General features: G+C 70.6%; 20 protein-coding genes and 1 pseudogene. 11 read left to right on the forward strand and 10 right to left on the reverse strand.

Translation table 11 applies throughout. The features are described from left to right. Positions 1–213: 213 nt before the first annotated feature. Complete coding sequence (locus ACZ7BZ_RS32775; protein ID WP_470361522.1) at positions 214–630, forward strand: hypothetical protein; 417 nt, start codon at positions 214–216, stop codon at positions 628–630. 245 nt (positions 631–875) lie between these two features. Here the strand turns inward: ACZ7BZ_RS32775 and ACZ7BZ_RS32780 are convergent, their stop codons facing one another. Next, entirely contained in the window at positions 876–1775 is a 900-nt protein-coding gene (locus ACZ7BZ_RS32780; RefSeq protein ID WP_470361523.1) for a LysR family transcriptional regulator, read from the reverse strand. Between the two features lie 98 nt (positions 1776–1873). Between ACZ7BZ_RS32780 and ACZ7BZ_RS32785 the strand changes: the two genes are divergently transcribed. Continuing rightward, positions 1874–2878 carry a zinc-binding dehydrogenase gene (locus ACZ7BZ_RS32785; protein ID WP_470361524.1) on the forward strand — a complete coding sequence of 335 codons (1005 nt, stop codon included), beginning with the start codon at positions 1874–1876 and terminating at the stop codon, positions 2876–2878. A gap of 383 nt (positions 2879–3261) precedes the next feature. Here ACZ7BZ_RS32785 and ACZ7BZ_RS32790 read toward each other — a convergent pair whose 3' ends face one another. The 3 genes from ACZ7BZ_RS32790 to ACZ7BZ_RS32800 are packed head-to-tail and all read right to left on the reverse strand — an operon-like array spanning position 3262 to position 6538. Next, entirely contained in the window at positions 3262–3972 is a 711-nt protein-coding gene (locus tag ACZ7BZ_RS32790) for a hypothetical protein (RefSeq protein WP_470361525.1), read from the reverse strand. A gap of 11 nt (positions 3973–3983) precedes the next feature. Continuing rightward, on the reverse strand, positions 3984–4343 hold the full coding sequence (locus tag ACZ7BZ_RS32795) for a hypothetical protein (RefSeq protein WP_470361526.1): 360 nt from the start codon (positions 4341–4343) through the stop codon (positions 3984–3986). Beyond that, positions 4340–6538: a glycoside hydrolase domain-containing protein gene (locus ACZ7BZ_RS32800; protein WP_470361527.1), complete on the reverse strand. Its 2199-nt coding sequence runs from the start codon at positions 6536–6538 to the stop codon at positions 4340–4342. The genes ACZ7BZ_RS32795 and ACZ7BZ_RS32800 overlap by 4 nt, the downstream gene beginning before the upstream one ends. Before the next feature lie 821 nt (positions 6539–7359). On the opposite strand from ACZ7BZ_RS32800, the gene ACZ7BZ_RS32805 reads away from it, so the two are divergent. The 3 genes from ACZ7BZ_RS32805 (at position 7360) to ACZ7BZ_RS32815 (ending at position 10208) form a co-directional block, all read left to right on the forward strand. Continuing rightward, a complete protein-coding gene (locus tag ACZ7BZ_RS32805) occupies positions 7360–7545 on the forward strand; it encodes a hypothetical protein (RefSeq protein ID WP_470361528.1) in 186 nt (61 codons plus the stop codon). Between the two features lie 159 nt (positions 7546–7704). Next, positions 7705–9630: an SMI1/KNR4 family protein gene (locus tag ACZ7BZ_RS32810; RefSeq protein ID WP_470361529.1), complete on the forward strand. Its 1926-nt coding sequence runs from the start codon at positions 7705–7707 to the stop codon at positions 9628–9630. Further along, positions 9627–10208 carry a hypothetical protein gene (locus ACZ7BZ_RS32815; RefSeq protein ID WP_470361530.1) on the forward strand — a complete coding sequence of 194 codons (582 nt, stop codon included), beginning with the start codon at positions 9627–9629 and terminating at the stop codon, positions 10206–10208. Before ACZ7BZ_RS32810 ends, ACZ7BZ_RS32815 begins: the two co-directional genes overlap by 4 nt. Positions 10209–10357: 149 nt before the next feature. On the opposite strand, the gene ACZ7BZ_RS32820 is transcribed toward ACZ7BZ_RS32815, so the two are convergent. The 3 genes from ACZ7BZ_RS32820 to ACZ7BZ_RS32830 all read right to left on the reverse strand — a co-directional run bounded on the left by ACZ7BZ_RS32820 (position 10358) and on the right by ACZ7BZ_RS32830 (position 11758). Next, positions 10358–10579: a hypothetical protein gene (locus ACZ7BZ_RS32820; RefSeq protein ID WP_470361531.1), complete on the reverse strand. Its 222-nt coding sequence runs from the start codon at positions 10577–10579 to the stop codon at positions 10358–10360. After that, a complete protein-coding gene (locus ACZ7BZ_RS32825; RefSeq protein ID WP_470361532.1) occupies positions 10566–10763 on the reverse strand; it encodes a hypothetical protein in 198 nt (65 codons plus the stop codon). Before ACZ7BZ_RS32825 ends, ACZ7BZ_RS32820 begins: the two co-directional genes overlap by 14 nt. Before the next feature lie 98 nt (positions 10764–10861). Continuing rightward, complete coding sequence (locus tag ACZ7BZ_RS32830; RefSeq protein ID WP_470361533.1) at positions 10862–11758, reverse strand: LysR family transcriptional regulator; 897 nt, start codon at positions 11756–11758, stop codon at positions 10862–10864. Positions 11759–11894: 136 nt separating this feature from the next. On the opposite strand from ACZ7BZ_RS32830, the gene ACZ7BZ_RS32835 reads away from it, so the two are divergent. Further along, complete coding sequence (locus tag ACZ7BZ_RS32835; protein ID WP_470361534.1) at positions 11895–12401, forward strand: nuclear transport factor 2 family protein; 507 nt, start codon at positions 11895–11897, stop codon at positions 12399–12401. A gap of 435 nt (positions 12402–12836) precedes the next feature. On the opposite strand, the gene ACZ7BZ_RS32840 is transcribed toward ACZ7BZ_RS32835, so the two are convergent. Beyond that, positions 12837–13739 (reverse strand): LysR family transcriptional regulator, encoded by a 903-nt coding sequence (locus tag ACZ7BZ_RS32840; protein WP_470361535.1) that lies wholly within the window; start codon positions 13737–13739, stop codon positions 12837–12839. A gap of 159 nt (positions 13740–13898) precedes the next feature. On the opposite strand from ACZ7BZ_RS32840, the gene ACZ7BZ_RS32845 reads away from it, so the two are divergent. Further along, the gene (locus tag ACZ7BZ_RS32845; RefSeq protein ID WP_470361536.1) at positions 13899–14192 is read left to right on the forward strand and encodes a DUF1330 domain-containing protein; all 294 of its coding nucleotides are present in this window, start codon (positions 13899–13901) and stop codon (positions 14190–14192) included. 87 nt (positions 14193–14279) lie between these two features. Here ACZ7BZ_RS32845 and ACZ7BZ_RS32850 read toward each other — a convergent pair. Both ACZ7BZ_RS32850 and ACZ7BZ_RS32855 read right to left on the reverse strand, forming a co-directional pair. Then, positions 14280–14856: pseudogene (locus ACZ7BZ_RS32850) on the reverse strand (transposase); the annotation flags it as partial. Positions 14857–14907: 51 nt separating this feature from the next. Further along, a protein-coding gene (locus ACZ7BZ_RS32855; protein WP_470361537.1) for an IS5 family transposase occupies positions 14908–15665 on the reverse strand; the annotation gives its coding sequence in 2 pieces (ribosomal slippage) (positions 14908–15380 and positions 15380–15665; 759 coding nt in all). Between the two features lie 113 nt (positions 15666–15778). Between ACZ7BZ_RS32855 and ACZ7BZ_RS32860 the strand changes: the two genes are divergently transcribed. From ACZ7BZ_RS32860 to ACZ7BZ_RS32875, 4 genes are all read left to right on the forward strand, one after another. Beyond that, positions 15779–16153, forward strand: a complete 375-nt coding sequence (locus ACZ7BZ_RS32860) for a hypothetical protein (protein WP_470361538.1) — start codon at positions 15779–15781, stop codon at positions 16151–16153. A gap of 1526 nt (positions 16154–17679) precedes the next feature. Beyond that, the gene (locus ACZ7BZ_RS32865; protein WP_470361539.1) at positions 17680–18018 is read left to right on the forward strand and encodes a hypothetical protein; all 339 of its coding nucleotides are present in this window, start codon (positions 17680–17682) and stop codon (positions 18016–18018) included. Positions 18019–18167: 149 nt separating this feature from the next. Then, entirely contained in the window at positions 18168–18353 is a 186-nt protein-coding gene (locus tag ACZ7BZ_RS32870; RefSeq protein WP_470361540.1) for a DUF6338 family protein, read from the forward strand. A 5-nt stretch (positions 18354–18358) separates the two neighbouring features. Beyond that, positions 18359–19102 carry a bestrophin-like domain gene (locus ACZ7BZ_RS32875; protein ID WP_470361541.1) on the forward strand — a complete coding sequence of 248 codons (744 nt, stop codon included), beginning with the start codon at positions 18359–18361 and terminating at the stop codon, positions 19100–19102. Positions 19103–19114: the final 12 nt, after the last annotated feature.

The raw sequence follows: 19114 nt of genomic DNA on the forward strand, positions 1-19114 counted from the left end.
ACGGCAAGGAGATCTACAACCAGAAGACCCAGCCCACGGTCAAGAACACCCACCCGTAGGCGTCACCTCAGGCATCCGGTGGCGGGGCGGGGACGGCAGCCATCCCGGCGGCAGCGCCGCTCAACGTGTCGCTCGGCTGCCTGACATCCCTTAATTCGGTTGCAGTCGGCCCGCGGGCTGCGCCGATACTTCGCCATGAGCAGAATCGCACAGGTGATCGTGCTGGCGCAGTTCGCGGAGGAGGTGATGGAGCCGCTGACCAGGCAGGACGACTCGCGCAGCTGGGACGGCCACTTCGAGCAGCTCGCCATGTTCGCTGACGGGTGGATGATCGAGTTCAACCGGGTGCGTCCTCGTTCGGGGCTGCTTCGGCACCTGGAGTCCCTGGAGTGGCCGCATCCGGAGAGCGTGCAGGTGCTGATCCATGACGAGGAGGACGACTGCTTCGGGCTGTGGATGATGCGGGACGGGGCGCTGGTCGAGGTACGGATTCCCGGCCACCGGCGTCTGCATCCTCCGGCACCGGCAACGGACGAGTTCCCTCCCGACCCGGGCCTGTTGTGGCGGACGGAAACGGCCGTGCCAACCGGATTCTCGACGGAACGTCAGGACCAGCGCCCTGCCTGGTAGCGCTCGCTCCAGCCGCTGAAGAGGCTGCGATCGAGGTCCGCCCCCGGTCGGGGGCAGCCTGACATCACGTCCCCGAGTTCGGTAGCGCTCAAGTGCGGTAACGGCGGCGTAGGCGGGCGATCGGTACGACTCGATGGCGCGGAAGTGGGACTCCGGCGCGTCCCGTTGGTGAAGTCGGCCCGGGGCGCGGTTCCGGTCTTTCGACCGGCCCGTTTCCCCTGCCTGGTCTCGCCGGAGCCTGCCCGTCAGTGGGGGGTGTCGGTCGCCCGCAGCTCCCGGACCAGGGCGCGCACGGAGGCGGAGGCGAGGAGTTCCGGGGTGGTCACGTAGCCGACGCGGCGTGTCGGGCGCTCCGGACCGAGATCGGTGATCTCGATCGAGTCTGGTGCTCCGACCAGGGAGAGCGCGGGCATGATCGCCATTCCGTGCCCCCCGCTCACGAGTGAGAGCACTGCTCCGTCGTCCTCGGCCTCGATCGTGGCGCTCGGGATCCAGTCCTGTGCGTCCCACCAGGCGCGGGTGTACGAGCCGCAGTTCTCGTCCCAGTCGATCAGCGGCAGTGAGCGCGGAGCGGGGTGTCCCGCCGGATGCACCAGGGAGTAGTTCTCTTCGAAGAGTTCGTTCGCCACCAGCCCCGCCGGGAACCGTGCTCCGTCCAGGGTGGCGATGGCGAGGTCCGACCGTCCGTCGGCCACCTCGCCCGCCGTGCCGCGCCCGAGCTCGCGGACGATCCGTACCTGCGGCTCGATCCCGGGATGCCGTGCGCGCAGCCGCTGCAGGACCGGCGGCAGCAGGTGCAGCGCGGTGCTGCGGAAGGCGGCGATCCGCAGCGGGCCCGTTGGCTCCTGTGTCGCCCCGGAGCGGGCGGCTTCTCGCGCTTCGGCGGTCAGCAGGTCCAGCAGCCGCAGGATGCGGCGGGCATGCGCCACGGCCTTGTCTCCCGCCGGAGTGGGCCTGGCACCGCTGCGGCCGCGTTCGAAGAGAACGGTGCCGACCTTGCGCTCGCTGCCGCGTACGGAGTGGGAGACCGCGGACTGTGTCAGGCCGAGCTTCTCGGCCCCGGCCGAGAAGCCACCGGCGTCCGCGACCGCCACCAGGACGCGCAGTTCGTGCGGAGCGAGATCGGAGTCGGTCGTGCGGGCCACGGGGCGTTCACCTCAGGTATGAGAACTGCTCATGGAACGGAGCATCGCATGAGCCTAACCAGCTGCCCGAGGGGCCCGTGCCGTTCTACGGTCCCGTCATGACCGAGAACGCGATCACCGTCCAGCAGACCGCCCGCCCCCGCGGTTTCCCCACCACCGGGGATTTCGCCTTCGTCGAGTCCCGGATACCGGATCCTGCGGTCGGCACCGCGCTCGTGCAGAACCTCTACTGGTCCGTCGACCCCTACCACCGCGAGATGATGGACGACGTGCCCGGCGGCTTCGTGCTCCACGCACCGCTCGAGGGCCGCACGCTCGGGCGCGTCGTCGCCTCACGGACGCCGGAGTTGACCGAAGGGGAGGTCGTGTTCCACCGGCAGGGCTGGCGCACGCACTCCGTCGTCCGGCCCGAAGAGATCCGCAAGCTCCCCCGCTTCGAAGGGGTCCCACTGTCGGCCTACCTGAGCGTTCTCGGCGGTACCGGACTGACCGCCTACGTGGGCCTCACCCGCATCGCCCGGCTCCGCGAGGGCGATGACCTCTTCGTCTCCGCCGCGGGCGGCGGCGTCGGCACGGCCACCGGCCGGTTCGCCCGGCTGCTGGGCGCAGGCCGGCTCGTGGGCAGCGCGGGCTCGGCGGCCAAGGTCGACCACCTGACCCGGGAGGTGGGCTACGACGCCGCGTTCGACTATCACGACGGCCCCACCGCCGAACTGCTCGCCCAGGCCGCACCGGACGGCATCGATGTCTTCGTCGACAACGTCGGCGGCGAGCAACTGGCCGCCGCGGTCGGCGCACTGCGCGAGTTCGGGCGCATCGTTCGGATCGGCACCATCAGCCGCTACAACAACCCGGACGCGCCGCCGCCGAACGTCAACTACTCGGACATCGTGGAGAAGAGCCTTCGCATGGAGGGCTTCCTGGTCAGCAACTACCGCGACCTGCAGGACGAGCTGTACGCCTTCGCGGTCCCCCATCTGCAGAGCGGCCGGCTCGCGCTGGACCAGACGGTGGTGGACGGATTCGAGAACATCGTGGACGCATTCCTGGGCATGCTGCACGGCAAGAACACCGGAAAGATCATCGTGCAGGGCCGCGCGTAGGCATGGTCAGGCCGTGTCGCGCGTGCCATCAGGACCGGCCGGTCGACGTTCCGTGAACCCGTCGGACTCCGTGAGACAGGACACCCGCCATGATGCATTTCGGGAGCTTCACGTCGGAGATACGGCCTGCGTGGACGACGGAGTCGTCAGGGGCGGTGATTCCCCGGGCGACCGCATGCTGGTCCTCGCGCAAGGCGGTGGCCATACCGGCGAGGGGCTACGCCACCGACGTCGCTGCCCGGCTCTCGGGGGCCAGCCGCAGGTCGAGGACGCGACGGTCGACTGGGCCTGCCTAACACCCCTGGATCGCGTCGCCGCCCGTTCGCCCGGTGGGGCGCTGCGAACGCGCCGCACCGGGCGAACTCCGGTCCTCCGCCGGCCGGTCAGGAGGCGCGTTGGGCGCGGGCCAGGCTGGTTGCCTCGGTGCGGCGGCCCGGGGACAGGACGTCGACCGGTGTGCCCGCGCCCTCGCCGGGGCGGGCGCCCCAGGCGCGTAGCCGGTCGGCGAGGCGGTTCACCCGGCGGTCGTCGGGGCCGAGGGCGATGTAGAACAGCGACTCGTCCACCTCGTCGTCGTCGCCGCCCCAGCGCACGACTCCCCGGCAGTCGGCGAGGATGTCCCGCAGTACCAGTTCCTGGTAGGCGAAGAGCCCGCCCTTCGCCGAGGCGCCGGGGCGGATGCGCACCGCGGTTCCGGAGGCGAGGTTCGACTCCGGCGACTTCGCGCGCAGGCCGTCGATCTCCTGCCAGCCGAGCAGGTCACCGCTCGGGAGTTCCTCCACCTCGTAGTGGAAGCGCCGGATCAGGTGGACGAGGATCTCCTCGACGTCGCCGATCCGGACGTCCACCGACAGCCCGGTGCCGGCCACCTGGCGGGTCCAGACGGTGGAGACGTGGTTCGCCTCCTTCTCGATCGTCCAGCCGTTGGCGCTGGTGGGGAGCTTCAGCTCGGGGAGTTCGGCCGTCTTCGGGGAGGGGTTCGGAGCCGCCGAGGCGATGCCCGGGAGCAGCGCGGCCGCGGCCACCGCCGTGCCGATGGCGGCGGCGCTCCTGACCGCGGTCCGCCGGGTGATTCCGGTCTGCACGTCTTCCATCTCTTCTTCTCCTACAGGACGATGATCAGCACGAACGTGGGCACCAGGGTCAGCAGGACGCTGGCCGGCCAGTACACAGCGCGGCGGCCGTGCGGGGCGGTGCGCCGCCGGACGGCCCGGTTGGCGAGGCACCAGAGGATCGTGGCGCCGAGCACGAGCGGGCCGGGCAGCATCAGCCACGGCACGATGCCGTCGTTCTCCGTCGGCTCGCGACTGGTCCAACCGAGCGCGGCGAGCGGCCAGTTGGTGGCGAAGTGGTAGAGCAGCCAGACGGGTACGACGCCGGGCACCCCCAGCAGGAGGTTCACGGCGGCGGCGGTGGGCGAGTAGCTCCGGGTCCGTGCGGCGCCCGCCGGCGTACGGGTGCTCACTTGGTGCGGGACAGCAGGTTGTAGCTCTCCAGCACGTTGTACAGGCCGATCAGCTCGCGGCCGTACTTCTGGGCGTCCTCGCCGAGGCCGTTGTACCGGGCCAGCAGGGCCTGGGTGTCGGCCTGGCTGGTGGTCAGGCTCGGCGGGGCGATCTTGAGCTGGTGGGAGTTGTAGACCGTCAGGTAGGCGACCGAGCGGATGTTGTAGGCCGGGTCCTGCAGCTTGTCCCAGACCTCCCGCAGGTTGGGTTCGGCCAGAGGGGAGCCGTTGATCAGGCCTTCCTTGAGGCAGTAGTTGCGGGCGGCGATGGCGACCCGGGCGAAGATCTGGCCCCAGCCGGTGCTGCAGTCCTCCGTGACGCCGTTGCGGACGGCGGCGTCGGCGAGCGGGTCGAGCGGGTTGAGCTTGCGCAGCTCCCACAGGACGGGGGCCTGGATCAGGGCCTTGCGCAGCTTCAACTCCCGCGCCAGCGCGGTGAACAGCCAGTCCGCGCTGAGCACCAGGTCGAAGGCCTTGGTGGTGGAGATCCCGCCGATGGTGACCCAGTCGTCGTCGGTCCAGCCGGAGCCGCCGGTCTCCGGGACACCGATCGAGGTGAGGTAGTTCTGCACGTCGCGGAGCATCGGGTCGCGGTAGGCGGTCTTGTCCAGGTCGACGTCGAGCCCGGCGACGCTGGGGACGCCCGGGTCGAAGTCGCCCTGGCCGGTGTCCCGGCCGGAGGCGATGTTGTTGTCGATCTCGATGGCGCCCGCGCCCGAGCCGACGGTGATGGTGGCGATCTGGTCGAACGCCCAGTTGCTCGGCATCGGGTAGCCGAGGTTGCCGGAGAAGCCGCTGGACATGTCGGAGACGAAGCTGGTCTCCGCGAAGCCGGCGTCGGCGACCCGCTGGCAGACGTTGCGCGGCCCGTAGATGCCCACCCGGTAGGGGGAGTTCTCGCTGATCGTGTGGTGGACGCCCCGGAAGTGCGGGATGACGAACTCGGTCACCTCGCCGTCCATGGCGTCGTAGTCGACGGCGAAGTAGATGGTCGTGCCGGGCTTGAAGCCGTGGAAGCGGGCCCACTCGACCGCCCGGAAGGCGTCGCTGTTGCCCTGGGGGTAGCTGAAGTAGTTCGCCGACCGGCTCCAGGTCTGGTAGATCGGGAAGCAGCGCAGGCCGTACTGCTTGATGGTGGCCAGCTCGCCCGGCTGGATCTGCTTCTCCGGCAGGCTGGTGGTCGAGGCATTGGAGAGGTAGCGCCCGATGTACTGGTAGCCGGCGTCCTTGAGCGCCTGCGCGCGGGCCGGAGTGATCTTCGTGACGCCGTCGCAGGCCGCGCCCCAACGGCTCTGGTCGCCGTAGGAGACCAGCAGCGAGGCCCAGGTCTGGAAGTCGCCCGCGCCGGTGACCGGCAGCTTCACGAAGGACTGGAACGCCTCGACGCCGCTCCTCACCGCGGCGGTGAAGTCACCGAAGGGGACGTCCCGCTTGTTGAGGACCATCGCCGCCGTGAACAGCGCCGGCCAGGTGCCGGTGGCGCCGAGCGAGACGGTGTGGGTCTTCAGCCCCGCCTGGGTGCCGGGGCCGAAGGCGCCGTTCGCGGTGCCGTCGGCCATGCCCAGCTCGTACTGGATCGCCAGCAGCATGGACCTCGCGACGTCCCGGGAGTGGTTCCCGTCGCAGGGGATGACGAAGAAGTCCTTGCGGTTGACGTACCGGCCGTTCAGCCACCGCTGGATGGCCCGGATGCCGTCCGTACCGCCGCTGACGGTGACGTACGCGTCCATGGTGAGCAGGCCCTTGACGACCTTCGGTTCGAGGGAAGTGCCCGGGAACACCGCGTCCAGGCCCATGTGGGTCTTCAGCCTGGCGACGGCTGCCTTGACCCGGTCGTTGTACTTGCCGTCGATCTCGCCGCCGTCGTAGCCCTTGCAGTAGAGGGCGGACTGGATGATCCGGCAGAAGTTCGCGGACGGGACGCTCGATTCGTCCAGCTTCGGGTACTTGGCCTGGAGGGTCGAGAGGGTGGTCGGGCCGAAGGAGTTCGAGAGCGCGGTGATGCCCATCTCGTACTGGAGCGCGCGGGTCAGCGCGTACATCGTCGGCCAGCCGGTCCGGCCGGTCTCCTCCAGCTTCGATATGCCGAGCAGGGCGCCGCTGTCGTAGGTGGTGTTGATGAACTTCTGAGCCAGACGAACCATCTCGTCAGCCATGGACTGTCTCCTGTTTCCGGTGGAACGCCTTTTGCCGGTGGGATGCCTGCCCCCGGTGGAGCGCCGTCACCTCTCCGCGGTGGAACGGGCGGACGCCGCCGCCTGACCGGGCGCGAGAAGAGCGGCACCCGCCACGGTGGCGATTCTGCGGAATGGGGCGGCGGTGGTACCCCCTGGTGACGGCCACGGTCTCCCAGCCGCGGCGCGGGCACGAACTTTACCAGTGCTTTTGGATTCTTTTATCTTTTGTGTGTGTTGAATGCGCGGGGCCGTGGGGTGTGCGCGAGCGCCGGTCCGCCCTGAAGCGGGCGAGCCCCGCCGATCGGAGGGGCGGGGTGTCCCCACCGTCTCCGCTCGGCAGGACTCGGGCCTGCGTCGCCCGCACCGACCAGCATGGAGCCGGTGGCGGCGTTGCTCTGAGCCGCTGATGCTCTGCGAAGTCAGCTCCGGCCGCAGCCCCGGGGAGGGGCCTGGAGGGGTTCGGTCTCGTCATGTGGGCGAGCGAAAGATCCGGGCGCTCACACCTCCGCGCGGCTACCCTGCCGCAGGGTGGATCGTCCGACCGCCGAGGGGATTGAACCGTGCTGACCGATGCGCACCCGCCGTAGGAGCCTCCGGAGAGCCCGGCGGGCCTTACGGAGGCTCTTGATGTCCCGAACCGTCCGCACGACCCCCTTACGACTTCACGCCCGAGACGGCGCATCGGAGTCCATGTCCCTGTACGACCTGCGCTACCCGCACGCCGAACTGGCCCGGGCCGTGCGCGAAGGCCGCCGCCCCGTCCCCAAGAAGACGCGGCGTCGGATCACCTCCTGCAGTGGATGGTGCTCCACTGCAGGAAGGGCTCGTTCTCCGTCGAGATCGCCACGGCTGAGGGCAGGGCCCGGCTCCAGGGCCGACTCGGCGCCCAGCGGATCCGTGGACCGCACCACGCCGGCCACGACGTCGACGGCGCAGTCCTCCCTCCGGTCCACCACCGGCACGGTGGGCTCTGGAACGCCTGGTAGACACGAAGCATCCAGGAGGTGAGGTGTCGTCCCCTCGTCGGCTGGTGGGGGTCCTCGGCGGTTGGCACGGCGTCAGTATGCCCGCCCGTTCGCGGCGCAGCCGCCTGTGCCGCCCGGCAGCACGGAGCGGTGTCAGTGACGGCTGGCAGCATCGGGCCCATGACGAATGCGACACCGTTCGACTGGCGGCCGTTCCTGCTCGGGTGGAGCGGGGAGTGGTCAGACGCCCTGCCGTCCGATGACGGGACGCGACGTGAGGAGGACGAGGCGGCCCGGCGGGCGCGGTGGCTGGGGTTCCCGCCGGCGTCCGAGGAGCGGATCGCGGCCATGGAGGAGCGCCTCGGTCGGCGGATGCCCCCGTCGTACCGGGAGTTCCTCAAGGTCACCGACGGGTGGCGGCACGCCGGCGAGTTCATCGGGCTGCTGGCGGGCACGGCGGACGCGCGCTGGCACGGCAACGAGTCCGGGCTCGCGGACCTGTTCGAGGAGTACCTGGACGACGACGCCGACGAGGCCGAGTGGCGGGAGGCGGGTATCTGGCGGCGCGGGCTCCAGCTCGACGTCGAGTCCGACATCACCCACGTCCTGCTGGATCCCGAGGACGTGGACGAGGACGGCGAGTGGGCCGTGTACACGTGGGCGAGCTGGCGGGCCGCGCCGCCCGAGCGGTACGCGAACTTCGTCGAGTTCATGCGGGACATGCACCGGGAGTTCCACAGCCTGCGGGCCCACCGTACCGACGGGGAGCCGGAGTTCGCCAACGACCTGACGCGGGAGCTGGACGCCCGGGTGGAGCGGGCCCGGCTGGAGGCGCTGCGCGGCGACTGGGAACGGGCCGGGCAGGCGCTCGACGAGGCGAAGGAGTACGGCAGGCCGCGTGCCGCCGGGCTGGGGGACCAGATACGCCGTCTGCTCGGACGGACGTACATGGTGTACTTCGAGGGCGTGGTGACCGACCCGCGGTACGCGCCCGAGCTGCTTCCGGCGCTTGTCGCCGAGCACGCGGCGCACTCGTACCGGGACGACGCCACGCTGATGTTCCACCTGCGGGGAGCCGGGGACGACGTGGTGTCGCTGGCCTACGCGACGCTGGAGCAGGTGCGCAACGGCACGTACCGGTACACGGCGGTCGGACCGTTCGGGGAAGCGGTCGAACGGGCGAGGCAGTCGGCACGGTGGGGCGACACCGACGGGGCGTGGCGGACGCTGATGGACGCCCTGCCGGCCTGGCAGCCGCTGGGCCCCGACCACCTGGCGCCCCTGGGGTGGGTGGCCGACCCCCTGCTCGGGCCGCTGCTGACCCCGGAACGGGGCCGCGAGCTGCTGTCCACCCCCAGGGGCGGTCAGCCGGGAGAGGCGCCGTTCCGCTCGGCCGACCTCGACCCGGACGGTCTGGCGTGGCTCGCGGACCCGGACGCCCGACACAACCTCACGTCCTACCGGTTCGTCCTGGTCGAAGGTGTGGAACCGGCGGACCTGCCCGGACGCCTCGCGGACGGGGACGAGGCGGCGCTGAACGATCCCATGACCTCCGACGAAGCGCACCGCCGATCGCTCGGCGGGGGGACGGTCTTGTCGCCCGTCGACGGCAAGGCCCTCATGGCGGTCGGCCGGGCGGGTGCCCGTTGGAGCTTCGCCTTCGAGAGCGACCCCGCGCACTTCGCCCCGCGGCGCTTCGACCCGCAGCGGTTCGTCTCCCCGGTCGCTGCCGCCGCTGCTGCTGCCGCCGGCGAGGGCGCCCGCGCGGTGGTCGTGTGGAGCGGCCTGAGGACCTCGCACGGGGAACCGTTCTTCCACCTCTCCGTGGCGCAGGACGGCGCCGAGCAGTACGCCTTCACGTACGCGGGCGGAGAGATCCGCCGAACCGGGCGGATACCACGGGCGTTGGACCCGGAACGGTTCTTCGGCTCCCAGGGTCAGGGCACCGGGGCGGAGCGCTCGCTGCTGGAGGCCGTGACCGCCGAGTTCGGTGTCCGCCTGCCACGCCACGCGCTCACGAACGGGCGGCTGCACACGTTCACCACCCGCTCCTGGACGCGACCGCCCGGGGACGGGGAGATCCGAGGAGGAGGGGATTCGTCGTGAGCTTCCTGGGGATGTGGTGCCTGGTGCCCATGGACGCCGACACCATCACGCACTACTGGGAGGACCTAGCCCCGGCGGTCGAGGCCGAGGCCGCGCTCCCGGCGTCCAGGGACCTCCTCCGGTGGTGGCAGCAGGCGGGCAGTTCCGAGGCGAGCATGCACCGGTTCCTCGACGCTGCCGGCCCGTCCGCACTGGACGAGAGGATCTGCCTCGTCTACGAGGCCTGGGAACGCGGCCACGACGAGGCCCTGCCCCACCTCGCGGTCGCCGCCCGCAAGGCCTACCCGGCAGCCGCCATGGCCTTCGCCCTCGGACCCGAGCGCCACGCCGGACTGCCCGGCTGGTTCGGAGACCTCGTCCTCACTCCCGATCAGGTCCGCCAGGCCCTCCCCGCCGTCGAACGGGCCTTCACCTGGACCACCCGTACCCGGGACCAGGCCGGGCAGCTGCTCGCCGCCGCTCTCCACCCCGAGGGCGACCAGGAGGACATCGACACCCTCCTCGACGGGGTACCGCCGGTCTGGCGCGCTGCTGCCGACGCCGGCCGAGGCCTGCTCGGGGCGCAGTTCATCCCCTGACCGGTGACACCGTCATCGCGACCGTGCCGACCCCTACCGCCTTGCCGGCACTCCGACCTGACGCACCTCGGCGGGCAGGCGTCTCTGCTCTTGAAGCCCTGAGAGCCCGGCCCGTCACGGGGAGACCGGGGCATCGTCGTCGTACGCGGCTACATCGCCACCGACAACGATCCCGTGAACGACATCATCGGCAACCACCGCCAGTCGAGCACCGACCCGGCCGCCGAACCCAAGGTGACCGTCGCGCGTCCCATCGCACCACGATCGGAACCCATCACGGTCGGGTGGGACCGCTGTAGGGCCGGTGCACATTGCCAGTCGACCTCGCGGCGTACGCGCAGCCAGACCGAGACGCTGTCAGTAGCGGTCATGGAGCTCCTCAAGCTGCCCCGGGGCCCGGGTTCGGAGGTACTCCTCGGTCTGGACGACCCAGACCAGTTCGTGCTCCTCGACCCCGGACACCGCCAGCCGTCCCGCGTAACTGCGGTCCAGGTCCTCCTGGGCTGTGCGCCTGGCGCGTACTCGCGGCCGATCACGCCCGGCAGCATCCCGCATGACCGCTTGGGTGACCAGTGGTTTTCGCGCCTGGGCCGGGGTCGTCATGCCGGGGTGACCTGCTCGACGGGTGAGGCCGGGCTTCGGGCAGGGCGAGGCTAACCCTCGGCGCCCACGAGGTCTTGGGCCGCTTGGCTGAACGCCTCCGTGGCGGGCGTCGCGCGGTCACGGTGGTGGAGCAGGCCCCACTGCACCGGGGGCGCGTCGGCCAGCGGGCGGTAGGCGACATCGGGGCGGGGGTGGTAGCGGCGGGCCTGGGCGCCGAGCGGGAAGCCGGCCCGGCCTGTGCCGACGAGGGTCAGGATCTCGTTCAGCGTGCCGCCCTCCGGGCCGGATGGGATCGGTCGGCCGGTCGGCGTCCGCATCGGGGTGCGGTCGGCACGGAAGGACTCCGGTACGGCGGAGGGAAGTTGGACGAGCGGGATCCCGGCCAGCTCCTCCAGTGTGACGGAGTCCTGCTGCGCGAGCGGGTGACCGGCGGGCAAGGCGATCATCCGGGGCTCACTCACCAGGACCGGACCCGCCACCAGATCGGGCTCGCACAACGGGTACTCCGCGAACACCACGTCCACCTCGCCCGCGCGCAGCAGGCCTATGCGGTCGACGAGTTCGGCCTCCCGGAGCACCGCCTCCCAGCCGGGCAGCCGTTCCCGGAACCGCTCCGCGACGCCGACGAGCAACTGCCCGGCCGCCGGGCCCGCGAACGCCACCCGCAGTGTTCCGGCGCGGCCGTGCCCGGCGTCGGCGACCCGTCGGACGGCGGCGCCTACCGCCTCCCACGCGGGCCGCAGCTCTTGCGCCAGCTGCGCCCCGAGCGCGGTCGGCTCCACCCGGCGGCTCGTCCGGACGAACAGCGGTGCGCCGACACGGCGTTCCAGCTTCCGTACGGTCTGGCTGATCCGTGCGGTGGAGACGTGCAGCCGCTCAGCCGTCCGCCCGAAGTGCAGTTCCTCGGCGAGCGCCAGGAATGCCTCGATTTCGTGCCGCTCCAGCATCCGTACCGCCTCTCTCCAGCTACATCGTTAATCTTCGCTTCACGATCGTTGCGCAGCCTCTCATTGATCGTCCGACCGCTCCGACGGGAGGGTGGACCCATCGCCCAACGACAACCACCCAACCGGGAGTTTCACCGTGTACGTCACCACTGACCGCGCCCTCGCCGCACCCGCCTCCGACCCGGCCGCCGTCGCCGCCGAGCTGCGCGACCGGACGGAGATCATGGACGCCCTTCTCCGCTTCGGCCTCGGCCAGGACCTCCACGACCGCGAGCTCTTCGCCTCCTCCTTCACTCCGGACGCCGAACTGGACTTCCGCCCCGCGGCCGCCGCATGGGGCGCCGAGCCACCGGTGATGGTCGGCCGGGACCACATCGTGACGACCATCCTCGGCATGTTCGCCGGGCGGGTGGCCACCACCCATCAGGTCACCAACCCCCGTATCACCGTGGCCGGCGACCGGGCCCGGCTCACCGGCCTCGTCGAGGCGCAGCACCTGCTGACCGCCGCCCCCGCGACGCGCGCGCTGCTCAAGAACCGCTACGACGTCGAGCTGCACCGTGACGGTGAGCGCTGGCTGATGCACCGGGTGCGGATCGACAATGTGTGGTTCACCGGTGAGCCGCGGGCGATCTTCGGGTGAGCGCCTCGGAGGCCCAAGGAACCCGATCACTGCGAGCTTCACTGTCCCGGGGCTGTGGCTCTCGGTCCAGGGCCCCCGTCGCCTCACGCACCGAAAGGGGGCAGCCGCGCCACGCGTGTCTGCTCCCGGCCTTGGGGAGCAATGGAACGGTGGTTGGTGTTAAGCACTGACCGACGCCATGGACGCCGTTGACGGCGGGTGTTCCCGCCGGTTGTCCGTGCTCGTCCGGTTCGGTGTCGGCGAAGGCGCGGCATCCGTCGAGATCTCGGGCTGGGCAAGGACGTCGCCGCGGTGTACGACTCGGACCGAATCCGGGCCGTCATCGGATGCTGATCTGCCGGCGTAGCGAGGTCGTGTCGGACATTCGGCAAGTCCGCCGGACTCCGGTCTCGGCCTCGCCACCGCAGGCGTCCGGCTCGCTCGACCGCTTGTGCGTCAGTCCGGCAGCCAGTGCAGCTCGTGCGCCAGGGTTTTGGCGGCGGCACGGATGCGCCGGTGCAGTGGCGACTGCTCGCGTGGGAGGACGAGGTGGATCGTCAGGCTGGGTGCGCCCCGCAGCGGTCGCCAGGTGAGACCGGCCGGTTGTGCCGTGGCCGCGGCTTCTCCGGCCGGGGCGAGGGTGACCCCGTCGCGCAGGTCGCGCTGGGACATGTCGAAAGCGACTGCGGACGTGTGGAATCGGGGCCGTGGTCGGGTGTCTCGGAACAGTGCGGACAGCTGATCGTGGATCACGGGGTTGGCCGCACGGTCCGGGAGGCGCAGCGGGTACGCGGCTGCGTCGGCGACCTCGATCTCCGAGTGTTCGGCCAGCGGATGGTGTTGCGCCAGCTGGACCCCGATGCGTGCACGCCGCAGCAGGAACCGGCGCACGCCACGGCCCGGCTGTTCACCGCGGGTGATCCCGGCATCGATGCGGCCGTCGGCGACCGCGGGGGAGATCTCCGGTGTCGCCATCGGGACCGCGCCGACCTTGAGTCCGGTGTTGTCGCGAATCAGCCTGTCCACCAGGGCGGGTGCCGTCTCGGCTCCGGCGCTGAGGCTGTATCCGATGCGCAGGGTGCCCAGTTCACCGGCCGCCGCGCTCCGGGCGGTGTCCCACGCCCGGTCCAGCGACGCCAGCGCGGGCGGCGCGGACTCCGCCAACGCCGCACCGGCCGCGGTCAATACGACGCTACGCGTGTTGCGGGCCAGCAGGGCCGTGCCGAGTTCCGCCTCCAACCGGCGTATCCGGGCGCTGAGTGCGGGCTGTGCGATACCGATCTGTGCGGCCGCGCGGGTGAAGTTCAACTCCTGTGCCAGCACCAGGAAGTACCGCAGGCTCACCGTATCCGGCGCCACGTGCCCTCCCTGCCGATTGATAACGATCCGTTCTGAGTCTATTCCGTACCGGTCTTTCCCTCGAGCGCACATCAAGCCCTAGCCTGCGCATGCCGGGATCGATCGATCTGAGTGTCAATTCGACGTCGGACCTTGTCCGGCCGAACACAGGAGGATTCCATGGCCAAGGGCTACTGGGTCAGTGTCTACCCCGCCATTTCCGACCCTGAGAGGCTGACTGCCTACGACAGGCTGGCCGGTCCGGCTGTCCGGGCCGGGGGCGGGCGCCTCCTGTCCCGTGGCGCTCGAGTCGTCGCCCGCGAGGCCGGAATCACGCAACGCGCCGTTCTGATCGAGTTCGACAGCTTTGAACAGGCCGTCGCGGCATACGAGAGCGAGGCGTACCAGAAGGCGCTGGCGGCCCTCCCCGACGGCTTCGAGCGCGACCTCCGCATCATCGAAGGCCTCGAGTGACGGGCGGGCCCGGCCATCGCCGAGCAGCCGTCACCTGAGACGCACACGGTGCTGAACGACGACTCGCGAGACGAGTTCGAAGCCGGCGTGGTCGGTGCCGTCGAGGGCGAAGTAGCGCAGGGCGGTGAACTGGGCCTCGATCCGGTTGAGCCAGGAGCTGTCGGTGGGGGGTGTAGGCGATCTCCACGTTGTTTGCCGCGGCTCGGGTTTCGACTCGCTGGCACCGCTTCGTGGTCAGGTGGGGTGAGTAGTTGTCGCAGACGACGGCGATGCGCACGTCCGCCGGGTGGAGCGAGCGTAGGTATAGGCAGCGGCAGAACTCCAGGAACTTGGACCGGCTCTTGGTTTTCTTGATGTGGCCGTAGAGCTGGTCCTCGCCCAGGTCGTAGGCGGCGAACAGGTGCCGCACCCCGTGCGGGCGGGTGTAGGTCGCCCGTCGGCGGGGTCTGGGCTCGCGGTCGGGGTCCTCGTGTCTGCCGCTGTGTTCGGCCCACTGCCGGCCGGGGCGGGGCTGGAGGTCGAGTGGGCCGAACTCGTCTATCCAGAAGACGACTTCGGGCTCGCCTTCCTCGGGTATGACCTCGCCGTCGGCGATCGCGTAGGGGTGTTCGACGCGAGCCCTCTTGGCCGCGTAGTCGGGGTCGCGGGAGGCCTTCCAGGTCTTCGGGTCGAGAACGGCAGGCCGTGCTCGGCCGACTTGGACGTACTGATCGTTTCAGAATGATCGCGAGAGCCGCCGCAGGCAGATGATTGAGCAGGCGAGTTCGAGGAGTCCCTGGTGGAGGTCGGCGCGTCGCTCGTAGCGGATGCGGAGGCGCTTGAACTGGTGGAGCCGGGCGAACGCGCGCTCTACGACCCAGCGCACTTTGCCGAGACCGGAGCCGTGGGCGATGCCGCGTCTGGCGATCAGCGGCTTGATCCCGCGCTTCCACAGCTGGCGGCGGTACCTGTCGAAGTCGTAGCCCCGGTCGGCGTACAGGCGGCGGGGCCGGTGGCGGGGCCGCCCGCGCAGGCCCCGGATCGGTGGGACCGCGTCCAGCAGTGGTAGGAGTTGGGTGACGTCGTGGCGGTTGCCTCCGGTGAGTGTGACGGCCAGCGGGGTGCCGTGGCGATCGACGATCAGGTGGTGCTTGGAGCCGGGCCGGGTACGATCGACGGGCGAGGGGCCGACGTGATCCCCCCTTTGGGGGCCCGGACGTGCCAGCCGTCCACCGCGCAGTCGTCCAGGTCCAGCAGGTCTGCTCGGCGCAATTCGCTCAACAACGCGGCCTGCAGGCGGAGCCGGAGGCCCGCCTCGGTCCAGTCTCGCAGCCGTCGCCAGGCCGTCACCCCGGAGCAACCCACGACCGAAGCCGGTGCGTCCCGCCAGGCCACGCCCTCGCGCAGGACGTAGACGATGCCAGCCAGCGCGACACGGTCCGGCACTGGAAGCCGCCCGGGGCGGCGATGCCGTCGTACGGGCCGCGCCGGCATCAGTGGGGCTATTCGATCCCAGAGCTCGCGGGGACACGGTTCGCGATCACGACGCTGAAGCGTGCCAGAGAATCCAGTTGAGCATTTCGGGCTGGCCGGAGATGCTCCCCTGTATGACCCACACCAGGACCGAAACCGCTGACCAGGGCTGGGACGGCCCCTGGTACCGCGTCCGAACGGATCACTTCGAGGCGTCGTTCCTGCCCAGCGCGGGCGAGCCTCTGGACAGCGTCTGCAACATCGACGTCGAGGTCCGGCTGACAGCGGACGGCTCACGCTGGAGCGCGACCGTGTTCACCGTTGCAGAGGTCGAACGCCTCATGGAGAGGTGGTCCCGAACTGGCGAGGCACTGGCTGGCCGCTACTTCTGGTGCTCCGACGGCCTCATCGTTCGGGATCCCGGCATCGACAACATGACGCAGGTACTGGCCGGCCTGCTCGACGACGGCGACTTCACCCAGATTCTCCAGCGGCTCCAGGACGAATGACCGCCCGACGCCCATTCTGAGACGATCAGTAAGTTCGTCGTCGACGTCCTCGACGGTCTGATCCCTGTCGGCGGCTCCCCGCACTACCCGATGTCGAGCAACGTGCCTGACTTGCCTGACACGGTGATCAAGCTCCGACCTGCCACAACGGCGATTCACCCGAGATAGCGGTCGCCACTGCAACTCGCGGACGCCCTGCTTCGGAGCGCCTTGGCCCGCGCCGTGTGACACCCCATGCTCCCGAGGAAGCGTCAGCGGTCAGCGGTCAGCGGTCAGCGGTCAGCGGTCAGCGGCCTTCGGGGAGGGCGGGGGCGACTACGGCTTCGTCGTCTCGCTCGCCCTTCTCGTAGAGGTGATCTTGATGGGATGGCGGTCGGTCGAGAGTGCTCCGCTTGGTCAGGCGTCCGGAGCCGGTCGTTCAGGTACCGCTAGCTGAGGCGGCACAGCGGCTGGGAGCGGTGAGGGTCGGATCGTGGTGGTGGAGACGAAGCCGAGGTCGGCCAGCCCTTCGGCCTGGCACAGCCGGTCGGAGGCGCCGCCGGCAGTGGTCTGCAGTAGTTGTCGGTAGTCGGCGCCGTCGGCGTGGTCCCAGTGCGGCGAACGCCGGCCTCAGCGTTCCCGAATACCCGGCCGCCGAGCGCCTCGGTGTCGCGTTCGCCGCCGCGCACCGCCAGGTTCGCTCTGGCCGTGACTGTCCGGCTCACCGATGCGGAAATGCCAACGATCATGGGGCTGCCGTTACCCCTGTCGGGTGATCGGCATGGATCCGTTGCCATCGGAAGGCGTGTCGGCAGGCCATGAGTCACCCTTCGGACGATAACTGGATCATATGCCTGGCTGGAAACTGTCTTTCTGTGCGGCTGTCGCCGGCCTGGTGCTGGTGGGGTCGATCGCCAGCCTGCCGTTGGCCGCTGCAGGCGCCGACCTTCCGTACGGTGAGCAGAGAACCGGTGAGTTGGTGCTGTCGGTGACGGTCGACGGTCGACCTGGCGCCCCGGAGGTGAAGACCGGCGACGAAGTGCAGGTGAGCTACCAGCTGCGCAACGACGGTGAAGCCCCCGTGACGGCCCTGCGGATCACCGACACCCTCGCTCCCGGGGCGGAGCCCCGCTGCTCGGGCGGCGGCGCCGGCGGCATCTCTCAACTCCGTCCGGCGACCACCACCGTCTGCACGGTGACCCTGCGCGTCCTGTCCGGTGAACACACGGGCCTGGTCACCGCCCGGGGAATGACCGCCAACGGCAACGGCACCCTCACCAGCTCGGCGCCCTCGGGTTACACCGGCGTGGACGCCGGGCCGGCCCCCACCTCGGGTACGAGAGCGGTCCGTTCAGGAGCGGCCACTCCGGCAGCCGGGGCGCCTGGAGCAAGGGAGTCTGCTCTCGCGGCACCCGGAGCGTTCACGTGCGGACCCGGGGTTCCGACTCCCGGGGCGCCGACTCCCGGTGCTCCGAATCCTGGGGTTTCCGCACCGCCCAGTGCTCCGACTCCTGGCGGACCGACTCCTGGGGTTCCCCCGGCGCCCGGTGCTCCCGCTCCTGGGGCCCCGGCACCTGGAACTCCCGCTCCTGGGGCCCCGGCACCTGGAACTCCCGCCCCTGGGGCGCCCGCGCCTGGTGTTCCGGCTCCTGGTGTTCCTGTGCCGCCCGGCGCTCCCGGGGCACGGGCGCCCGGGGCACCTGCGGCAGGGGCACCCACCCCCGGCCCTGCTGCGGGCGGTGCACCCGCAGCAGGAGTACCTGCCCCCGGAGTACCTGCGCCCGGAGCAGCTGCGGGCGGTGCGCCCGCAGCAGGAGCACCCGCCCCCGGAGTACCTGCGCCCGGAGCAGCTGCGGGCGGTGCACCCGCCCCCGGAGCCCACGTAGCGCCCGGAGCCGGAGCAGGAGGAGCTGGTGCACCCGGAGCCGGAGCAGCGGGCAACGGGCGCAAGCCCGTGAAGAGCTCGCCGAGCGGCTCGAGTACCGCCTCCCCCAGACCCTCGGGCTCCCCTTCACCGCACGCCGGGGGAGGCCACGTGTCGTCACCCCTGCTGTACCCCGGCCGCTTCGGCCACGGCAACGCCCCGCTGCCGCGCAACCTCCTGCTGCTGTTCTTCATGCTCCTGTTCGTTCCCGCGATCGCCGCCGGAGCCATCGCCTGGCGTCGCCGCAGGGCAGGGCGCCGCACCGACGAATCCTCGGAGGCACCATGGGACAGGTAATGGGAGTGATCGGCATCGTCGCCGGATTCGTCGTCGTCGCCGGGGGCGCTGCTCTCCTCAACAGCCGTAAGTCCAGGCGATCGGCCTCGACGGACGAGGCGCGCGACGACACGGCCGAGTACCTGACGATGATGGTCGGTGTGTTGTACGCCTTGGTGCTGGGCGTCGCACTGGTTTCGGTATGGGAGGCCAAGGACGACGCCAATACCAACATCAGTGCCGAGGCGGGGGCACTGCAGCAGACGTATCTGCTCGCCGACGGGCTGCCACCCGCCGACGCCCAGCGGGCCCGCTCGGCGACGATGACCTACGCCGCCTACGTGCGAGACGAGGAATGGCCCCTCATGGAGCAGCGCAAACCGCTGGGCGCGCGCGGCTGGGTGCTGCTGCACGATGTGCAGAACGCGTGGGCGTCCTTCGAGCCCACCAGCAGCGCGCAACTGCAGCTGGACCAGCTGGCGTTCGGGCAGATCTCCGCCGCTTACCAGGCCCGTCACGGTCGGGAGGCGGACGGACGCCGGGGCATGTCGGGCGTCATGTGGTTCGGCCTGATCGCCGGCGGCGCGCTCACCCTGGGCCTGATGTTCCTCTTCGGGATCGAGCGCAACCGCACCCATCTGGTCCTGGCGGCGGGCTTCACCAGCCTCATCGCCTTCATGGTCGTCCTCATCTACGCCTTGAACTCCCCCTTCGGAGGCCCGCTCGGCCTGAGTCCCGTGCCCTTCACCGACGTCGGTCTCGGCGGCTGAGACTGTGCCCGT

It is taken from the genome of Kitasatospora sp. NPDC036934 (assembly GCF_055608425.1).